The sequence below is a fragment of the Lautropia mirabilis genome (assembly GCF_900637555.1).
GTDB classification, from domain to species: Bacteria; Pseudomonadota; Gammaproteobacteria; order Burkholderiales; family Burkholderiaceae_E; genus Lautropia; species Lautropia mirabilis.
In genome coordinates this window covers 1,771,928-1,789,849 of the sequence record NZ_LR134378.1, presented here as the reverse complement: position 1 = coordinate 1,789,849, position 17,922 = coordinate 1,771,928, and the positions used below count along the sequence as shown (strand labels likewise).

Here is a 17,922-nt window from a genome sequence, read left to right as displayed (position 1 = left end):
ACGCCGCAGCCCGTACTTGCGGGCAGCAACGAAACAGCCCCGGACTCCGCAAGGAGACGGGGCTGTTTGCATAAGTGCGCTGTCAGCGGCTGGCAGCTGGCGGCTGGCGGCTGGCGGCTGGCGGCTGGCGGCTGGCGGCTGGTCATCATGTTGCCAGAGGCCATGCTGGCTGACCCAAGCGGCACCGCAGAGGCTTCCAGAAACAAACGGGCCGCCTGAATATCAGGCAGCCCGTGATGAGGCCATGACGGCGCCCGGCTGACGGGCTCCTGTCTGATGGCTCAGCGCATCAGGCGCCTTCGCCCGACTGGTTGGCCTCTTCGATAGCCACGGCCTTCATGGACAGACGCAGGCGGCCCTTGTCGTCGGCCTCGATGACCTTGACGCGGACGGACTGGCCTTCCTTCACGTAGTCCTCGACCTTGTTGACGCGCTCCTGGGCAATCTGGGAGACGTGCAGCAGGCCGTCGCGACCCGGCAGGACCTGAACGATGGCGCCGAATTCGAGGATCTTGAGCACGGTACCGTTGTAGATCTTGCCGATCTCGACTTCGGCGGTGAGGTCAGCGATGCGCTGCTGGGCGCGGCGTGCGGCCTCGGCGTCGACGGCAGCGATGGTGATGGAACCGTCGTCCTGGATGTCGATGGTGGTGCCGGTTTCTTCCGTGATGGCACGGATGGTGGCACCGCCCTTGCCGATCACGTCACGGATCCGCTCGGGGTTGATCTTCATCTGGTACATGCGCGGAGCGAAGTCCGACAGCTCGGTGCGGGCGGCCGGGATGGCTTCCTGCATCTTGCCCAGGATGTGCATGCGGGCCTCGCGGGCCTGGGCCAGCGCCACCTGCATGATCTCGCGGGTGATGCCCTGGATCTTGATGTCCATCTGCAGCGCGGTGACGCCCTGCTCGGTACCGGCCACCTTGAAGTCCATGTCGCCCAGGTGATCTTCGTCGCCCAGGATGTCGGTGAGGACAGCGAACTTGTTGCCTTCCTTGATCAGGCCCATGGCGATGCCGGCCACGTGCCGCTCGACGGGCACGCCGGCGTCCATCAGCGCCAGGCAGCCGCCGCAGACCGAAGCCATCGACGACGAACCGTTGGACTCGGTGATCTCGGAAACCAGGCGGATGGAGTAGGCAAAGTCTTCCTGCGAGGGCACCAGCGCGGTGATGGCGCGCTTGGCCAGGCGGCCGTGGCCAACTTCACGGCGCTTGGGCGTGCCGATGCGACCTGTCTCGCCGGTGGCATACGGCGGCATGTTGTACTGCATCATGAAGCGCTCACGGTATTCACCGGTGATCGCGTCGATGATCTGCTCGTCACGGGCGGTACCCAGCGTGGCCACGACCAGCGCCTGGGTTTCACCGCGGGTGAACAGCGCGCTGCCGTGAGCACGCGGCAGGACGCCGGTGCGGATGGAGATGGGGCGCACGGTGCGGGTGTCGCGGCCGTCGATGCGGGGCTCGCCGGACAGGATCTGGTTGCGCACGATGCTGGACTGCAGTTCGAACAGGATGTCGCCAACCTCGGTGGCAGCCGGGGGATTCTCTTCGGCAGCCAGCTGGGCCTGAACATCGGCCTCGATCTGCTTGATGCGCTGGGAGCGCTCCTGCTTGACGCGCAGCTTGTAGGCGTCGCGCATGGCGTCGCCGGCCAGGCCGTGCACACGCTCGATGAGCGCGGTGTTCTTCTCGGGGGCGGTCCATTCCCACTCGGCCTTGCCACCGGCCTCGACCAGCTCCTCGATGGCCTGGATGACGGTCTGCATCTGCTCGTGGCCAAAGACCACGGCGCCCAGCATCACGTCCTCGGACAGCTCGGAGGCCTCGGATTCGACCATCAGCACGGCCTGGTCGGTACCTGCCACGACCAGATCCAGCTTGGATTCCTTCAGCTGCGAGGCCGAGGGGTTGAGCACGTACTGGCCGTCGATGTAGCCGACGCGGGCGGCGCCGACCGGGCCGTTGAACGGCACGCCGGAGATGGCCAGGGCAGCCGAGGCACCGATCATGGCGGGGATGTCGGCATCGATCTCGGGGTTGCTGGACAGCACCGTCAGCACCACCTGGACTTCATTCATGAAGCCTTCGGGGAACAGCGGACGGATGGGGCGGTCGATCAGGCGGGCGGTGAGGGTTTCCTTCTCGGTGGGGCGACCCTCGCGCTTGAAGAAGCCGCCGGGAATGCGGCCTGCGGCGTAGAACTTCTCGAAATAGTCGACCGTCAGCGGAAAGAAGGACTGACCCGGCTTGGGTTCGCGGGCAGCCACGACGGTGGCCAGCACCATCGTGTCATCGATGGTGACCAGGACCGAACCGCTGGCCTGGCGGGCGATTTCCCCGGTTTCCAGGGTGACCGTGTGGTTGCCCCACTGAAATGTTTTCTTGGCGATCTCGAACATCGATTTTTCCTTGCACTCGTGGTGCCCACTCCCCGTGCTAACCCGGCGGCACGGTTCGCCCTTGCATTCCGAAAAACAGAATGCCCGCGCGGTGGCGGGCATCCCGTGGTGGCTGTTTGCCGATTACTTGCGCAGACCCAGCCGCTCGATGAGCGAACGGTAGGCGTCGAGATCGCGGCGCTTCAGGTAGTCCAGCAGCTTGCGGCGGCGGCTGACCATGCGCAGCAGACCGCGGCGCGAGTGGTGATCCTTGACGTGATCCTTGAAGTGCTGCGACAGCCCGTTGATGCGGGCGGTGAGCAGTGCGACCTGCACTTCGGGCGATCCGGTGTCGTTGTCGGCGCGACGGTATTCAGAAACGACTTTGGCCTTGTCGGCGGCTTCCAGTGCCATGATTTCCCTTTATAGAAAGTGGGTTGACGTGCGGTCCCGCCTGGCAAGCGGGCCGTGGTACCTTGCGTCCGTCAGGAAAGCCGCGGTTGCGGCCTCGACAGACGGCGCGGATTATACCCGGGGATGGCGCAAACCTGAAATGCGCCAGCCCGAAATTTCAGGCGCGCGGCAGGGTGACGCCGCGCTGGCCCTGGTACTTGCCGCCACGGTCACGGTACGAGACCTCGCAGACCTCGTCGGACTCGAAGAACAGCACCTGGGCGCAGCCCTCGCCGGCGTAGATCTTGGCCGGCAGCGGCGTGGTGTTGGAGAACTCCAGCGTCACGTAGCCTTCCCACTCGGGCTCGAAGGGGGTGACGTTGACGATGATGCCGCAGCGCGCGTAGGTGGACTTGCCCAGGCAGATGGTGAGCACGTTGCGCGGGATGCGGAAGTACTCGACCGTGCGGGCCAGCGCGAAGGAGTTGGGCGGGATGATGCAGACATCGCCCACGAAGTCGACGAAGTTCTTCTCGTCGAACTGCTTGGGATCGACGATGGTGCTGTTGATGTTGGTGAAGATCTTGAACTCGGGCGCGCAGCGGATGTCGTAGCCGTAGCTGGAGGTGCCGTAGGAGACGACGCGACGGCCGTCGACGGAACGGACCTGGCCGGGCTCGAAGGGCTCGATCATGCCGTGCTTCTCGGCCATTTCGCGGATCCAGCGGTCTGATTTGATGCTCATGCGGGCGCTCTGTCGGGGTATCGGGGATGCGGGCGTCGGGCCTGGCACACAGCTGTGCCCGCCGCCGGATGACACAGATCGGGATGATACCGGAACGGCCCCGGGATGACGGTCGCAGCCTGCCCTGCTGCGCGCGGCGACACGCGAGGCCTCCCCATCACGCGCGCCCTGCGCCGGACAGCCGCATCATGCCATTGAGACAGCAGGAAAGCCGCGGGCGTCAACCGCCCGGGCTTCGGGGCGCGATCAATCGTTCCGATCAGTCGTTCTTGATGACGATGGACGGGAACTTGGACGACATGTCCTTGGCCTTCTCGGCCACTTTCACCGCCACGCGGCGGGCGATACGGCGGTACTGTGCCGCCAGCTCGCTGTCGGGGCGGGCCACCACCGTCGGACGGCCGCCATCAGCATCCTCGCGGATGTGGATGTCCAGCGGCAGGCCGCCCAGGTACTCCAGACCGTACTCGGCTGCCATCTTCTCGCCGCCGCCCTGACCGAAGATGTGCTCGACGTGGCCGCAGTTGCTGCACACGTGCATGGCCATGTTCTCGACCACGCCCATGACGGGGATGCCGACCTTCTCGAACATCTTGTAGCCCTTGCGTGCGTCCAGCAGCGCGATGTCCTGCGGCGTGGTGACGATGACGGCGCCGGTGACGGGGATCTTCTGCGAGAGCGTCAGGTGCACGTCACCCGTGCCCGGAGGCATGTCGATGACCAGGTAGTCGAGGTCGCGCCAGTTGGTCTGGCGCAGCAGCTGCTCCAGCGCCTGCACCACCAGCGGACCACGCCAGACCATCGGCTGGTCCATATCGATGAGAAAGCCGATGGAGCTGACCTGCACGCCATGGTTCTCCATGGGTTCCATGGACTGGCCGTCGGGCGTGTGCGGCCGGCCGTGGATGCCGAACATGACGGGCTGCGACGGGCCGTAGATGTCGGCGTCCAGCACGCCGACGGTAGCGCCCTCGGCGGCCAGTGCCAGCGCCAGATTGGCCGTCATGGTGCTCTTGCCCACACCGCCCTTGCCGGAGGCCACGGCGATGATGTTGCGCACCTGCGGCAGCAGCTTCACACCGCCCTGCACCGAGTGGGCGATGATCTTCTGATAGACGTGGGGGGTGACACCCTGCACGCCCGGGATCTTCTGGATGGCGGCCTGCACCGCCTCGCGGATGGGGTTGATCTGGCTGAGCGCGGGATAGCCCAGCTCCACGTCCAGGCTCACGTGACCGTCGTCCACCCGCACGTTGCGGGCCGAGCGGCTGGAGAAGAGATCCCGGCCGGTATTGGGATCAATGACGGTGGCCAGCGCCTGATTGACGGCGTCGACAGTAACACTCATGATGGAATCGGGTACAGGAATTCTGTTAAGGGGGCAGCACCGGATGCAGCCGTATTGCCGCCCGCGGATACGCCAGCCCGCAAGAAGGGGAGGCAGCCGGCGCAGCCCTGCTGACAGGGTGGCCAGTCTCTGCATCATGCTCGCACGGCTCGTGCCCTGCAAACTTGACATTCGCCATGTTGACACATGGCCTGTGGCAGTCATGCCCCGGCCCGCTCGCCGGCTGACCGACGGAGGCCACGATTCGGCCACGCTGCAACGGTCGCGGCCCGGATGCTGTCCGCCCGGCGATGATACGCCACCGTACCGGCAGGGCAGCCGCCCTTGCTAAAATCGGCAGCAGCACGCCCGGCATGCCGGGCCCCCTTGACGGGGCATCGTGCCCGCCACATGCGGGCATCCTGTCCACCCTCTCCTGCGTTTTCATGAGCCAGCCCCAGCCATCCGCCGCATCGGCAGCCGCCGCCATGCCTGCCGCCACCGGCCAGCATCCCGAGCGTCTGTTCATCACCACCGCCCTGCCCTACGCCAACGGATCGTTCCACATCGGCCACATCATGGAGTACATCCAGGCCGACATCTGGGTGCGCTTCCAGCGCATGCTGGGCAAGGACGTGCTGTTCGTGGGGGCCGACGATGCCCACGGCGCACCGATCATGCTGAAGGCCCAGGCCGAGGGCATCACGCCCGAAGAACTGGTGGCACGCATCGCCGCCGAGCGGCCGTACTACCTGAACGGCTATCACATCAGCTTCGACCACTGGCACTCCACCCATTCGCCCGAGAACACGGCGCTGTCGCAGGAGATCTACCGGCGGCTGAAGGCGGCGGGCCTGGTGGCCACGCGCACCATCGAGCAGTTCTTCGATCCGGTGAAGGAAATGTTCCTGCCGGACCGCTACATCAAGGGCGAGTGTCCCAACTGCCACGCCAAGGACCAGTACGGCGACGCCTGCGAGGTCTGCAGCAAGGTCTACGCCCCCACTGACCTCATCAACCCCTATTCCACGCTGACCGGCAGCACGCCGGTCATCCGCAGCTCCGAGCACTACTTCTTCAGCCTCTCCGATCCGCGCTGCCGCCAGTTCCTGCACGACTGGCTGGCGCAGGGCCGGCTGCAGCCCGAGGTGGCCAACAAGGCGCGCGAATGGCTGGGCAGCGATGCAACCGATGGGGAAGCGGCCGAGGGCGAAGGCGCCGGCAACCCGCTGGCCGACTGGGACATCTCGCGCGATGAACCCTACTTCGGCATTCCCATCCCGGATGCGCCGGGCAAGTATTTCTACGTGTGGCTGGACGCCCCGGTGGGCTACCTGGCCTCGCTGAAGGCGCTGTGCGAGAAGCGCGGCCTGGATTTCGATGCCTTCATCGACCCGCAGGCCGGTCAGGATCCGCAGCGGCCATACCGGCAGGTGCATTTCATCGGCAAGGACATCATCTACTTCCACACGCTGTTCTGGCCGGCCATGCTGAAGTTTGCCGGCATGCACACGCCCGACAACATCTTCGTGCACGGATTCCTCACCATCTCCGGCGAAAAGATGTCCAAGTCGCGCGGAACGGGCCTGTCGCCGAAGAAGTACCTGGAGCTGGGCATGAACCCGGAATGGCTGCGCTACTACCTGGCGGCCAAGCTCAACAGCCGGGTCGAGGACGTGGACTTCAACGCCGAGGACTTCGTGGCCCGGGTCAATAGCGACCTGGTGGGCAAGCTGGTCAACATCGCCAGCCGCTCGGCCGGCTTCATCCTGAAGCGCTTCGATGGCCGGCTGGCAGCGGCCTCGCCGGCCACGCTGGCCGCCTTTGCCGAAAGCTGGCCGGGCGCTGACACCCTGGCCGAGCTGTACGAGCAGCGCGACTACGCCAAGGCGATGCGCGCCATCATGGCGCTGGCCGACCGGGTGAACCAGTTCGTCGATGCCGAGAAGCCCTGGGAACTGGCCAAGGATCCGGCGCAGACCGCCAAGCTCCATGAGGTCTGCTCCGACGCACTGCGCGGCTTTGCGCAGCTCATCGCGCTGCTGGCGCCGGTGCTGCCCGACACGGCCGCCCGTGCTGCCGCCTTCCTGAACCTGCCGCAGCCCTTCACGTGGGCGATGGTGAACGAGCCGTTGCCGGCCGGCCACACCATCCAGCCCTTCCAGCACCTGATGCAGCGGGTGGATCCGAAGCAGCTGGATGCCCTGTTCGGACTGGCAGCCGAGGCGGCCGCCGGCGCCAAGGCCGAGGGCGCCCCGGCCAAGGGTGGCAAGGACGGAAAAGAGAAAGGCAACAAGGACAAGGCCGCCGGAAAGGCCGCTGCCAGTGCTGCCGAGGGCCAGCCCACCGAGATCACCATCGACGACTTCCTGCGGCCCGACCTGCGGGTGGCCCGGATCATCTCCGCCGAGAAGGTGGAGGGATCGACCAAGCTGCTGCGGCTGATGCTGGACGTCGGCGAAGAGCGGCCCCGTCAGGTGTTCTCCGGCATTTCGGCCTTCTATGATCCGGCGCAGCTGCCGGGACGGCTGACCGTGATGGTGGCCAACCTGAAGCCGCGCAAGATGAAGTTCGGCCTCTCGGAAGGCATGGTGCTGGCGGCGTCCGGGGCCACCGACGATGAGGGCGTCTTCCTGCTCTCGCCCGACAGCGGTGCCAAGGCGGGCATGAAAGTATCCTGAGTTCGAGGTCATCATGTCGCAGAAGCTGCGCAGTTTCCACTTCCGCCCCGCCCTGCTGGACAGCCTGAAGCACTATCGCAGGCCCGATTTCATGGCAGACCTGGGGGCGGGTCTGACGGTGGCCTGCGTGGCGCTGCCGCTGGCCATGGCCTTCGGCATCGCCAGTGGCGTCAAGCCCGAGCAGGGGCTGATCACCGCCATCATCGGCGGGGCGCTGGTCTCGCTGCTGGGCGGATCGAAGGTGCAGATCGGCGGCCCGGCCGGCGCCTTCGTGGCCATGCTCTACGGCATCGCCCTGCAGTACGGCATGTCCAACCTGCTGCTGGCCACGATGATGGCCGGCGCCATCCTCTTCCTGATGGGAGCGCTGCGGCTGGGGCAGATCATCCGCTTCGTGCCCATCTCCATCGTCATCGGCTTCACCAACGGCATTGCCGTGGTGATCATGCTGTCGCAAGTGAAGGACTTCCTGGGCCTGCAGATCGAGAAGATGCCGGCCAACTTCTTCTCGCAGCTGGACACGCTCGTCCATTACCGCGACGGGCTGAACTACCCGGCCCTGGGACTGGGCCTGGTCACGCTGCTCACCCTCATCGTCTGGCCCAAGCCGCCCAAGGTGATGACGTCCCGTCAGACGGCGCTGGAGCAACCGGCGCAGGGCGTGGTGGGCACGACCACCGACGCTGCAGGTGATGCCGAAGGCGCCCCGGCCCCGACGGTCGCTCGCACGCCCTCGGCGGCCCCGACAGGCCCCCAGCCCCAGCAAGCCAGCCTGCTGCGCCGCATCCTGTGGCGCATTCCGGCGCCGCTGGTAGTGCTGCTGCTGGGCACGCTGTTCACCTGGGCGCTGCAGCTGCCGGTCGAGACCATCGGCAGCCGCTTCGGCGGCATTCCGCAGAGCCTGCCGGCACCCGTGCTGCCCAGCTTCGACTGGGAGTCAGCCCAGAACCTGCTGGGCCCCACGCTGGCCATTGCCTTCCTGGGGGCCATCGAATCGCTGCTGTGCGCACGGGTGGCCGACGGCATGACCCATGACCGCCACGATCCCAACCAGGAACTGATGGCCCAGGGCATCGCCAACTTTGCCACGCCGCTGTTCGGCGGCATTGCCGTAACCGGCACCATTGCCCGTACCGTCACCAACATCCGCAGTGGCGCCCATTCGCCCATCGCCGGTCTCGTGCATGCGCTGACACTGCTGGTGTTCATGCTGCTGCTGGCCCCGCTGGCGGTCAACATTCCGATGAGCGTGCTGGCGGGCATCCTGCTGTTCGTGGGCTTCAACATGGGCGACTGGCGGGCCTTCGCGCGGCTGCGTCGCTTCACGCTCAACTACCGCACGGTGCTGCTCACCACGTTCTGCCTGACCGTCGTCTTCGATCTGACGGTGGCGGTGCAGTTCGGGCTGCTGCTGGCCAGCTTCTTCTTCATCTACCGGGTGGCGCGGGTCACGCGCGTCGACCGCATTGAGACACCGGCCGAGGTGGCAACGCTGCCCGGCGGTCGCCGGGTGGGCACGTGGCAGGCGTTCGGCTCGATCTTCTTCGGATCGATCAGCAAGCTGGAGGCGATCACGGCCACGCCGCAACCGTTGCCGGACATCGTGGTGCTGGATCTGCACCGGGTGATCAACATGGACACGACGGGGCTGGATGCGCTGCAGTCACTGCATCGGCACATCCTGGAGCACGGCGACCGGCTGGTGCTGTGTGCGGCCAACCGGCAGCCGCTGTCGCTGATGAAGCGGGCAGGCTTCCTGGAGGAACTGGGGGACGGGAATCTGTTCGATTCGCTGGATGAGGCGTATGCGGCGTTGCGGGGGGCGAGCCGCCCTGCGTGACAGGCGGCTTCGACGGACACTCAGTGCTTCGACGTCTTCCAGTCCTGCATCTGGTCGGTGCGTTTGAGCAGGCCGGTGTCCTGGTCGAAGTGGGCGTAGAAGAACATGGTGCGCTGGGTCGCTTCCAGGTAGCGCCAGCCCCAGACTTCCTCGTTCTGGCGCTTGAAGCGCGATATCTCGCCCGGTTTGCCCAGGATCTGGCGGACCTGGTCGCGGGTCATGCCGGGCTGGACCTTGCGGAAGTTCTCTTCGGTCAGCACCTGCTCAATGCGGCGGTAGCGCCCATCCGCGCCGATGGTGACGAAATAGGTTTCCTTGCCCATCGGGCCGCGCGGGTATTCCAGGGTGCGGCTGCCGTCGCTCTCCTCCCAGATCATCTCGGGCTGGCCCATCCAGCGGCGCACGTCGGCTTCGGTACTCTGGCCGGGGGTCAGATCCTTCTGGGCGATGAAGTCGCAGGCCGCCCCCAGGGGGGTGATGGCCAGCAACAGAGCCCAGGCACGGTGACGCCAGGAACGGGGGGCAAAGGCCTGTGAGGAGACAGTGTTGGAAGGCTTGGCGCTTTTCATGATGATGGCAAGGGTCCGGCATGCGGCCCGGGCAGGATGGGGCACGCACTTCGATGCGAAAGGCAGGCTCAAGCATACCGGATCCCATGAGTCTGCCGAGGGAGCCAACGGATGGGGGTGGACTTCTGCCACACCCCGGTCAGCTGCTGCCTGAAAGCGGAGCTGCTCCATTACAATCATCGAAGACCCTTTCATCACCCACTTCCGCCAGCCACGCGGCTGCCTGTCATCATGGCCCTCTACGTCTCTGAAGCCACCCGGTTCCTGCAGCAACTGAAGGAAAAGCGTCCGTCGCTGGAGGCCGAGCAGCAGCGCGGCCGCGCCATCTGGTGGGACAAGGCGCCCATCGACCTGGCGCGACGGGCCGAGGAGAACGCCTCGCGGGTGATGCAGAAGCCCTACCCCTACCAGGCCGACACGACGCCGGCCCCGGGTACCGCCGAGCTGCTCTGATACCGCGGCCCCTTCATGCAGGACACGAACGGCAAGCCTGACCCGGATGCCGAGCTGCCGGTATTGGCGCTCATCCACGGTGAACCGCTACGGCGCATCCCGAACGATCTGTACATCCCGCCCGATGCGCTGGAGGTGCTGCTGGACACCTTCGAGGGGCCGCTGGACCTTCTGCTCTACCTGATCCGCAAGCAGAACTTCGACATCCTGGACATCCCCATGGCCAAGGTGACGGCACAGTACCTGGCCTACGTGGACGAGATCCGTTCCCGCAACCTGGAGCTGGCGGCCGAATACCTGCTGATGGCGGCCATGCTCATCGACATCAAGTCGCGGATGCTGCTGCCGGTGAAGAAGGCCGACAGCGACGAGGAAGTGGAAGACCCGCGCGCCGAGCTGGCCCGGCGGCTGCTGGAATACGAGCGCATCAAGTACGGAGCGGCACAGATCGACGCGCTGCCCGTGGTGGGCCGCGACTTCGTGCGCGCCCAAGTGCACCTGGACCACACCGCCGAGATCCGCCTGCCGGATGTCTCGGCTGACGACCTGCGGGCCGCCTGGGCCGAGGTGCTGCGCCGGGCGCGGCTGGTGCAGCACCACCAGGTGCAGCGCGAGTCGCTGTCGGTGCGCGAGCACATGTCCGAGATCCTCCGCAAGCTGCAGAACCTGCGCTTTGCCGAGTTCCATGAGCTTTTCGATCTGGAACAGGGTACGCCCGGCGTGGTCGTGACCTTCGTGGCCATGTTGGAGCTGGCGCGCGAGAGCCTGCTGCAGATCACCCAGGCCGAAGCCTTCGCCCCCATCTACGTGCGGCTGTCCTACCTGCCCAGCAAGGCGCGCCCGGACCCGGCCGAGTCGGACTTCGACGCGGACGAGTCCGAGATCATCGCGTCGGACTGAGATCATGTCGTATTCGGTTCAGCACAACCTGCAGCTTCGCCCCTTCAACACCTTCGGCATTCGGGCTACGGCGCATCTGGCCTGCACGCTGGATGACGAGGCGGCCGTGGACGAAGTGCTGGGGTTGCTGCGCGAGAAAGGCGCAGCCGAGGTCCATGCCCCGCCCCCCCATGAGATCAGGCCGAATGAGCAGCCCTTCCCCCGTCCGCTGATTCTGAGCGGCGGCAGCAACCTGCTGCTGGCGCGTGACCTGGACGAACCCGTGCTGCTGATGCGCACGCGTGGCCGGCACGTGGTCGAACAGCAGGGTGACACGGTGTGGCTGGACGTGGCCGCCGGCGAGGTCTGGCACGACACGGTGCGCTGGACGCTGCAGCAGGGCTACTACGGGCTGGAAAACCTGGCGCTGATTCCGGGCCGGGTGGGCGCAGCCCCCTGGCAGAACATCGGTGCCTATGGGGTGGAAGCCGGCGAGCGGATCGATTCGGTGGCGGCCATCCACCTGCAGACGGGCGAGCGCCGGCGCTTCACCGCAGCCGAGTGTGCCTTCGGCTATCGGCAGAGCTTCTTCAAGACGCCGGCGGGCCGGGACTGGCTGATCCTGTCCGTGCGTCTGCGACTGTCCCGCACCTTCGTGCCCCGGCTGGACTATGCCGAGCTGCGAACAGCCCTGGCCATGCCGGGGCTGACCGCCGTGCAGGTGGCCGATACGGTGGAAGCCATCCGCCGCAGTAAGCTGCCTGATCCGGCCTTGCTGGGCAATGCCGGCAGCTTCTTTCACAACCCGGTGGTGGACGGCGAGACGGTCGAACGACTGCGCCGGCTGCATCCGGGTCTGCCTGCCCATACCGTGGCGGGCAACGGCACACCAGCCACCTTCAAGCTCTCGGCCGGCTGGCTGATCGACGCCTGCGGCTGGAAGGGCCACCGCGAGGGCGATGCCGGGGTATCACCCCGCCATGCCCTGGTGCTGGTCAACTACGGCGAGGCCACCGGCCAGGACATCCTGCATCTGGCCCGCCGCATCCAGGACAGCGTGCAGGAACGCTTCGGCGTGCCGCTGCGCCCCGAGCCGGTCGTCATTCTCTGAGGCACGCCGGGCTATCCCCGGCCTTCGCAAGTCCCCTGGCTTTCCGAGCCTCTTGGCTTCCCGCCTTCCTGGCTGGCCTCCAGATCTTTCGGACCTTCCGACCTCATGCAATCTTGCATCATTTTAAAAGCTTTTTCCGGTTTTTAAAAGCTTTTGGCAACAAATACACCCTAACCTCATCATCCTCCAGTGCACGCCCGTCGGCCGCCCAGCGGTCGCACGCCGTGCTTTACACCGTCTCGGACCGGCCTGTCGAATCATCCCGGCACACGCTACGGGATTGCCCCATCCATTCCTTCATGAAATGACAATCAGATTTCAAACTGATGATTGTCTGGAGCAATCCCATGAGCAAGCCTCGTTACATCATGGCCCTGGACCAGGGCACCACGTCGTCACGCGCCATCATCTTCGACCAGCGAGGCGAGATGGTGTCGGTGGCCCAGCGCCCGTTCAACCAGTACTTTCCCAAGCCCGGCTGGGTGGAGCACGACGGCAAGGAAATCTGGGCCTCGCAAGTGGCGGTGCTGACGGAGGCGCTGGCCAAGTCGCGGCTGGATGCGGCCGACATCCAGGCCATCGGCGTGACCAACCAGCGCGAGACGACTCTGGTGTGGGACCGCGCCACCGGCGAGCCGCTGTACAACGCCATCGTCTGGCAGGACCGGCGCACCTCCCGGTACTGCGACGAGATCCGCGACGAATGGCAGGCAAAGATCCAGGACAAGACCGGCCTGGTGCTGGATGCCTACTTCTCGGCCACCAAGGCGAAGTGGATCCTGGACAACGTGGAAGGTGCCCGGGCACGCGCCGAGCGCGGCGAGCTGTGCTTCGGCACGGTGGACACCTGGCTCATCTGGAACTTCACGCGCGGCAAGGTGCACGTCACCGACCCCAGCAACGCCAGCCGCACGATGCTCTACAACATCCACACGCTGGACTGGGATGACGAACTCCTGAAGCTCTTCGGCGTGCCGCGCGCCATGCTGCCGGAGGTGAAGAGCTCCAGCGAGGTCTATGGCGAGACCTCCAACCGCTACACCGAGTGCAAGATCCCCATCGCCGGCATCGCCGGTGACCAGCAGGCCGCCCTGTTCGGGCAGCTCTGCACCGAAAAGGGCATGCTGAAGAACACCTATGGCACCGGCTGCTTCCTGCTGATGAACACGGGCGATACCCCGGTGAAGTCGGCCAACAACCTGCTGACCACCGTGGCCTGGCAGATCGGCGGCAAGACCACCTACGCACTGGAAGGTGGCGTCTTCGTGGGTGGCGCGGCCATCCAGTGGCTGCGTGACGGTGCCCGCCTGATCCGCACCTCGGCCGACATCAACAACCTGGCCCACACGGTGGAAGACAACGGCGGCGTGTACTTCGTGCCGGCGCTGACCGGCCTGGGCGCCCCCTACTGGGATCAGTACGCGCGTGGCGCGCTGCTGGGCATCACCCGCGGCACCACGGACGGGCATATCGCCCGCGCCACGCTGGAAGGCATTGCCTTCCAGGTCTACGACATCGTGAAGGCCATGGAGGCCGATGCCGGCCAGGCCACCTCGCAACTGCGCGTGGACGGTGGCGCCAGCAAGAGCGACTACCTGATGCAGACCCAGTCGGACCTGTTCGCCTTCGACATCGTCCGGCCCCGCACCATCGAGACCACGGCCCTGGGCGCTGCCTATCTGGCCGGTCTGGCCACGGGCTACTGGCCCAGCATCGAGGCGCTGCACGAGCAGTGGCAGGTGGGCCAGGTCTTCAAGCCCAAGCTGTCGCCCGAGCGTGTGCAACACATGCTGCACTACTGGCACAAGGCCGTGCGTGCCGCCCGCCACTGGATCGAAGAGTGAGCCCCATGCACACCATCCCCGTTCGTCCGGCCGCCGGCGGCCGGTCTGCCATCCCTGGCCATGAGGAGTGAGCCAACATGAGCATCTTCACTGCCGAGCTCATCGGTACCGCGCTGCTGATCCTGCTGGGCAACGGCGTCGTGTCCAGCTGCGTGCTGAAACAGACCCACGCCGTCGGTGTGGGCGTGGGCTGGATCGTCATCACCACCGCGTGGGGATTTGCCGTGTTCGTGGGCGTCACGGTGGCCGGACCGGTCAGCGGCGCCCACCTGAACCCGGCTGTCACGCTGGGACTGGCGGCCCTCGGAAAGACCCCCTGGGACCAGGTGCCCACCTATTTCGCGGCCCAGTTCCTGGGCGCGATGCTGGGTGCGCTCTGCGTCTGGCTGTATTTCCGTGACCAGTTTGCCGCCACCGAGGACGAAGGTGCCAAAAAGGCCTGCTTCTGCACGGGCCCTGCCATCCGCAACCTGCCCAACAACTTCTTCTGCGAGACGCTGGCCACCTTCGTGCTGCTGTTCGTGATCTATTACATCATCGGTAACGGCAGCATCACCCTGCCCGGCCAGACCGAGGCCACGCCCATCGGGCTGGGCACGCTGGGGGCGCTGCCAGTGGCCATCCTGGTCTGGGTCATTGGCCTGAGCCTGGGCAGCACCACCGGCTACGCCATCAACCCGGCCCGTGACCTGGGCCCGCGGCTGGTGCTGACGCTGCTGCCGATGAAGGTGAACACCGACTGGTCCTATGCCTGGGTTCCGGGTGTGGCACCGATGGTCGGCGCACTGCTGGCCTCCGGGCTGTACATGATGCTGCAGTAAACGCAGGACCGCAGCACGCAGCTCCGGTGGCCGCCCGTCATGAGGTGGCCAACCAGGAGACCCGGAGCTGCACCCTTGGGGCCGTTGCCGGGCCGGGCGGCAGGAGGCTGCCCAGGCCGGTCACGGCCCTTCCTATTTCGCCGGGGGCCAGTCCCGCCGGCGGAACACCCAGCGGTCATCGCTGGAAGCGGCCTCGTCCAGCGCGTAGCCGTCACGATCAAAGCCACGCAGATCGGCTGGCTGTTTCGCGTCGATGTCGATGGCGTAGCGGGTCATCATGCCGCGCGCCCGCTTGGCATTGAAGGAAACCACCTTCCACTTGCCGCCTTCGGGCGATTTGGCGTCATCACGCCATTCCTCGAACGCGATCTTCAGCACCGGATGCTCCAGCCGCTTCACGTCCACGGCACTGAAGTACTCGTCCGAGGCCAGGTTGACCAGCACCGGATGCGGATCGTCCGCCAGCGCCTGGTTGAGCGTGGCCGTGATGCGCTCACGCCAGAAGGCGTACAGATCCTTGCCCGCCGGGTTGGGCAGCTTCGTACCCATCTCCAGCCGGTAGGGCTGCATCAGGTCGAAGGGCCGCAGCACACCATAGAGCCCGGACAGGATGCGCACGAGCCCATTGGCCCGCTCGGCCTCGGCCCGTGTCAGCGTGCGGGCCGACAGACCGTCGTAGACATCACCGTTGAAGGCATAGAGCGCCGGGCGGCTGTTGGTCTCGTCGAAGGTGTCCGAGAAACGCTGGTAGCGGGCCACGTTCTCGCGCGACAGCGCCGCGCTGATGGACATCAGTCCGGACAGCGCCACTTCGTCATAGCCACGCAGGATGTCGACCAGCGCGCGGGTCTGCTCGGGAAAGGCCGGCAGGCTGGCCGGCACGTCGAGTGCAGGCGTGGTGTAGTCCAGCGCCTTGGCAGGGGAAAGAACTATCTTCATGCAAAAGATTATAGAGTACTTTTATGGAGCACGCGGGCCGGATGCTACGATGCGCGCTGCGATCGCCCCCTCCTCTTCATCCCATGCCCCGTCTCGTCATCGACACCAACATCTGGCTCGACCTGCTCGTCTTCCATGATCCGCGCGTGCAGGCGCTGCAGGACGGATTGGCGAGCGGCCATTACCGGGCCATCGGCACCCATGCCATGCGCGCCGAGCTGGCCGTGGTACTGGCCCGCCCCCAGTTCCGACTGGACGAAAGCCAGCAGCAGGCGGCGCTGGCCCGCTGGGATGCGCTGACCGAAGAAGTGGCCGTGGTACCGCCCTGCAACCTCAGCTGCCGCGACCCTGACGACCGCAAGTTCCTGGATCTGGCCGTGGCCCACCGCGTGGACTGGCTGCTCTCGAAGGATCGGGCCCTGCTGGCCGCCCGCCGCTTTGCCCAGCGCCGCTTCGGGCTGAACATCGGCACACTGGAGCAGATGCTGAAACAGGAGCAGGCCGCTGCCCTGGAAGAACGCCCATGAGTTCTTCGCGCGACGCAGCCACGTACCGCCCCGACCAGCGCTGGCACCTGCTGTGCCAGGTCATCGACAACTTCGGCGATGCGGGCGTGATGTGGCGACTGGCCCGGCAGCTGCACGACGAACATGGCTGCCATGTCCATCTCTTCATCGACCAGCCCGAAATGCTGGAGCGACTGGCCCCCAAGGCTGAACGCCCGCCTGTCATGGTCAGCCGGCTGGATGACGATGCTGCCGTGGGCCAGGACGCAGACGTGATCGTCTGCGGCTTTCAGGTGCGGCTGCCCCAGAAGGCGCGGGCAGCGCTGAAGACCCGCCAGCGCTGCCCTCCGCAGCTCATCCAGCTGGAGTACCTGAGCGCCGAGGACTGGGTGGCCGACGGCCACGGCCTGCCCAGCCTGCAACCGGACGGCCTGACCGAGCACTTCTTCAACCCCGGCTTCTCGGCCGATACCGGCGGCCTGCTGCGCGAACGCGACCTGCTGAAACGTCGCGATGCCTTCCTGGCCGATCCTGCCCACAAATTCCAGTGGCTGACAGCCCACGGCATCCTCCCGGATTTTCCCGATCATGCAACAGCGGACACGCCATCCCCCGCTGGCCGACCGTTGCTGGCCAGTGTCCTGTGCTACCCGTCTGCACCGCTGCTGTCATGGCTCACCACCTGGCTGAATCAGCCGGCACTGCCGCCGCTGCACCTGCTGCTGCCCGGCGCTGACACCCAGCCCTGGCTGCAGTCCCTGGTCCCGCTAGCCCAGGCACATCCCCACCGCCTGCGGCTCTCGCCCCTGCCCTTCCTTCCCCAGACCGAATTCGACCCCCTGCTGTGGTGCTGCGACCTGAACCTTGTGCGCGGAGAGGATTCCTGGCTTCGCGCCCTGTGGGCCGGCATTCCTTGGCTGTGGCAGGCCTACCCCCAGGATGACGCCGCCCACCTGCAGAAGCTGGATGCCTTCCTGACCCGCATCACCCCTTGGCTGGCCGATGAACCTGCCTTCCTTGCCTGGCAGCGCGCCCTGCGCGCCTGGAACCAGACTCCCGGCCACGACGCCAACGATCTGGTGGCCTGGCTGCAAAATCCCTGTGCCGCAGCCCTGTCCAGACGACTGGCCAGCGCCACCGCCGCCCACGTCCCCGACCTGGCAAGCAGCCTGATGGCATTTGCGCAGGCAAAGCGGACGGCGTGAGCCAAGGAAGGCTCCCCGGCACGGGGCGCCCTTCAACGAAGCCGCCTTCACCCAGGACGACACCCGACACAAGCCTCAGCGCCCCGGGACGGGGTGCCTCCACAGGCGCTCTGGAAGCGAAGCGGACAGCATGAGCCGAGGAAGGTACCCCGGCACGGGGCGCCCCTCAACGAAGCTGCCTTCACCCGGGACCAAGCCCCCAAACCCCACCGACCCGCTATATAAT

General features: G+C 66.2%; 15 protein-coding genes. 9 read left to right on the top strand and 6 right to left on the bottom strand.

What is annotated here, in order from left to right:
- Nucleotides 1–289: 289 nt before the first annotated feature.
- From pnp to apbC, 4 genes are all read right to left on the bottom strand, one after another.
- Nucleotides 290–2,404 carry a polyribonucleotide nucleotidyltransferase gene (gene pnp / locus EL249_RS07250; protein ID WP_005673417.1) on the bottom strand — a complete coding sequence of 705 codons (2,115 nt, stop codon included), beginning with the start codon at nt 2,402–2,404 and terminating at the stop codon, nt 290–292.
- 123 nt (nt 2,405–2,527) lie between these two features.
- On the bottom strand, nt 2,528–2,797 hold the full coding sequence (rpsO, locus tag EL249_RS07245) for a 30S ribosomal protein S15 (RefSeq protein ID WP_005673418.1): 270 nt from the start codon (nt 2,795–2,797) through the stop codon (nt 2,528–2,530).
- A 157-nt stretch (nt 2,798–2,954) separates the two neighbouring features.
- Nucleotides 2,955–3,521 (bottom strand): dCTP deaminase, encoded by a 567-nt coding sequence (gene dcd / locus EL249_RS07240; RefSeq protein WP_005673419.1) that lies wholly within the window; start codon nt 3,519–3,521, stop codon nt 2,955–2,957.
- Nucleotides 3,522–3,780: 259 nt separating this feature from the next.
- The gene (gene apbC, locus EL249_RS07235) at nt 3,781–4,869 is read right to left on the bottom strand and encodes an iron-sulfur cluster carrier protein ApbC (RefSeq protein WP_040529836.1); all 1,089 of its coding nucleotides are present in this window, start codon (nt 4,867–4,869) and stop codon (nt 3,781–3,783) included.
- A gap of 467 nt (nt 4,870–5,336) precedes the next feature.
- On the opposite strand from apbC, the gene metG reads away from it, so the two are divergent.
- Entirely contained in the window at nt 5,337–7,529 is a 2,193-nt protein-coding gene (gene metG / locus EL249_RS07230; protein ID WP_040531195.1) for a methionine--tRNA ligase, read from the top strand.
- Between the two features lie 13 nt (nt 7,530–7,542).
- Nucleotides 7,543–9,369, top strand: coding sequence for a SulP family inorganic anion transporter (locus tag EL249_RS07225; RefSeq protein ID WP_005673422.1), 1,827 nt, complete (start codon nt 7,543–7,545; stop codon nt 9,367–9,369).
- A gap of 20 nt (nt 9,370–9,389) precedes the next feature.
- Here EL249_RS07225 and bamE read toward each other — a convergent pair whose 3' ends face one another.
- Nucleotides 9,390–9,938 (bottom strand): outer membrane protein assembly factor BamE domain-containing protein, encoded by a 549-nt coding sequence (gene bamE / locus EL249_RS07220; RefSeq protein ID WP_005673423.1) that lies wholly within the window; start codon nt 9,936–9,938, stop codon nt 9,390–9,392.
- A 231-nt stretch (nt 9,939–10,169) separates the two neighbouring features.
- On the opposite strand from bamE, the gene EL249_RS07215 reads away from it, so the two are divergent.
- From EL249_RS07215 to EL249_RS07195, 5 genes are all read left to right on the top strand, one after another.
- A complete protein-coding gene (locus EL249_RS07215; protein ID WP_005673424.1) occupies nt 10,170–10,391 on the top strand; it encodes a DUF3460 family protein in 222 nt (73 codons plus the stop codon).
- Nucleotides 10,392–10,406: 15 nt separating this feature from the next.
- Nucleotides 10,407–11,291, top strand: coding sequence for a segregation and condensation protein A (locus tag EL249_RS07210; protein WP_005673425.1), 885 nt, complete (start codon nt 10,407–10,409; stop codon nt 11,289–11,291).
- 4 nt (nt 11,292–11,295) lie between these two features.
- Entirely contained in the window at nt 11,296–12,381 is a 1,086-nt protein-coding gene (murB, locus tag EL249_RS07205; protein WP_005673427.1) for a UDP-N-acetylmuramate dehydrogenase, read from the top strand.
- Between the two features lie 347 nt (nt 12,382–12,728).
- Entirely contained in the window at nt 12,729–14,225 is a 1,497-nt protein-coding gene (glpK, locus tag EL249_RS07200; RefSeq protein ID WP_040531203.1) for a glycerol kinase GlpK, read from the top strand.
- 77 nt (nt 14,226–14,302) lie between these two features.
- Complete coding sequence (locus tag EL249_RS07195) at nt 14,303–15,046, top strand: MIP/aquaporin family protein (RefSeq protein WP_005673430.1); 744 nt, start codon at nt 14,303–14,305, stop codon at nt 15,044–15,046.
- Nucleotides 15,047–15,178: 132 nt separating this feature from the next.
- Here the strand turns inward: EL249_RS07195 and yaaA are convergent, their stop codons facing one another.
- The gene (gene yaaA, locus EL249_RS07190; protein WP_005673431.1) at nt 15,179–15,985 is read right to left on the bottom strand and encodes a peroxide stress protein YaaA; all 807 of its coding nucleotides are present in this window, start codon (nt 15,983–15,985) and stop codon (nt 15,179–15,181) included.
- An 83-nt stretch (nt 15,986–16,068) separates the two neighbouring features.
- Between yaaA and EL249_RS07185 the strand changes: the two genes are divergently transcribed.
- Both EL249_RS07185 and earP read left to right on the top strand, forming a co-directional pair.
- Entirely contained in the window at nt 16,069–16,512 is a 444-nt protein-coding gene (locus EL249_RS07185) for a putative toxin-antitoxin system toxin component, PIN family (RefSeq protein ID WP_005673432.1), read from the top strand.
- A complete protein-coding gene (gene earP, locus EL249_RS07180; protein ID WP_005673433.1) occupies nt 16,509–17,696 on the top strand; it encodes an elongation factor P maturation arginine rhamnosyltransferase EarP in 1,188 nt (395 codons plus the stop codon). The genes EL249_RS07185 and earP overlap by 4 nt, the downstream gene beginning before the upstream one ends.
- Nucleotides 17,697–17,922 lie beyond the last annotated feature (226 nt).

What these genes read in the sequence shown, in the direction of transcription:
- pnp (WP_005673417.1), bottom strand. Translation starts at nt 2,404, where the DNA reads ATGTTCGAGATCGCCAAGAAAACATTTCAGTGGGGCAACCACACGGTC.
- rpsO (WP_005673418.1), bottom strand. Translation starts at nt 2,797, where the DNA reads ATGGCACTGGAAGCCGCCGACAAGGCCAAAGTCGTTTCTGAATACCGT.
- dcd (WP_005673419.1), bottom strand. Translation starts at nt 3,521, where the DNA reads ATGAGCATCAAATCAGACCGCTGGATCCGCGAAATGGCCGAGAAGCAC.
- apbC (WP_040529836.1), bottom strand. Translation starts at nt 4,869, where the DNA reads ATGAGTGTTACTGTCGACGCCGTCAATCAGGCGCTGGCCACCGTCATT.
- metG (WP_040531195.1), top strand. Translation starts at nt 5,337, where the DNA reads ATGCCTGCCGCCACCGGCCAGCATCCCGAGCGTCTGTTCATCACCACC.
- EL249_RS07225 (WP_005673422.1), top strand. Translation starts at nt 7,543, where the DNA reads ATGTCGCAGAAGCTGCGCAGTTTCCACTTCCGCCCCGCCCTGCTGGAC.
- bamE (WP_005673423.1), bottom strand. Translation starts at nt 9,938, where the DNA reads ATGAAAAGCGCCAAGCCTTCCAACACTGTCTCCTCACAGGCCTTTGCC.
- EL249_RS07215 (WP_005673424.1), top strand. Translation starts at nt 10,170, where the DNA reads ATGGCCCTCTACGTCTCTGAAGCCACCCGGTTCCTGCAGCAACTGAAG.
- EL249_RS07210 (WP_005673425.1), top strand. Translation starts at nt 10,407, where the DNA reads ATGCAGGACACGAACGGCAAGCCTGACCCGGATGCCGAGCTGCCGGTA.
- murB (WP_005673427.1), top strand. Translation starts at nt 11,296, where the DNA reads ATGTCGTATTCGGTTCAGCACAACCTGCAGCTTCGCCCCTTCAACACC.
- glpK (WP_040531203.1), top strand. Translation starts at nt 12,729, where the DNA reads ATGAGCAAGCCTCGTTACATCATGGCCCTGGACCAGGGCACCACGTCG.
- EL249_RS07195 (WP_005673430.1), top strand. Translation starts at nt 14,303, where the DNA reads ATGAGCATCTTCACTGCCGAGCTCATCGGTACCGCGCTGCTGATCCTG.
- yaaA (WP_005673431.1), bottom strand. Translation starts at nt 15,985, where the DNA reads ATGAAGATAGTTCTTTCCCCTGCCAAGGCGCTGGACTACACCACGCCT.
- EL249_RS07185 (WP_005673432.1), top strand. Translation starts at nt 16,069, where the DNA reads ATGCCCCGTCTCGTCATCGACACCAACATCTGGCTCGACCTGCTCGTC.
- earP (WP_005673433.1), top strand. Translation starts at nt 16,509, where the DNA reads ATGAGTTCTTCGCGCGACGCAGCCACGTACCGCCCCGACCAGCGCTGG.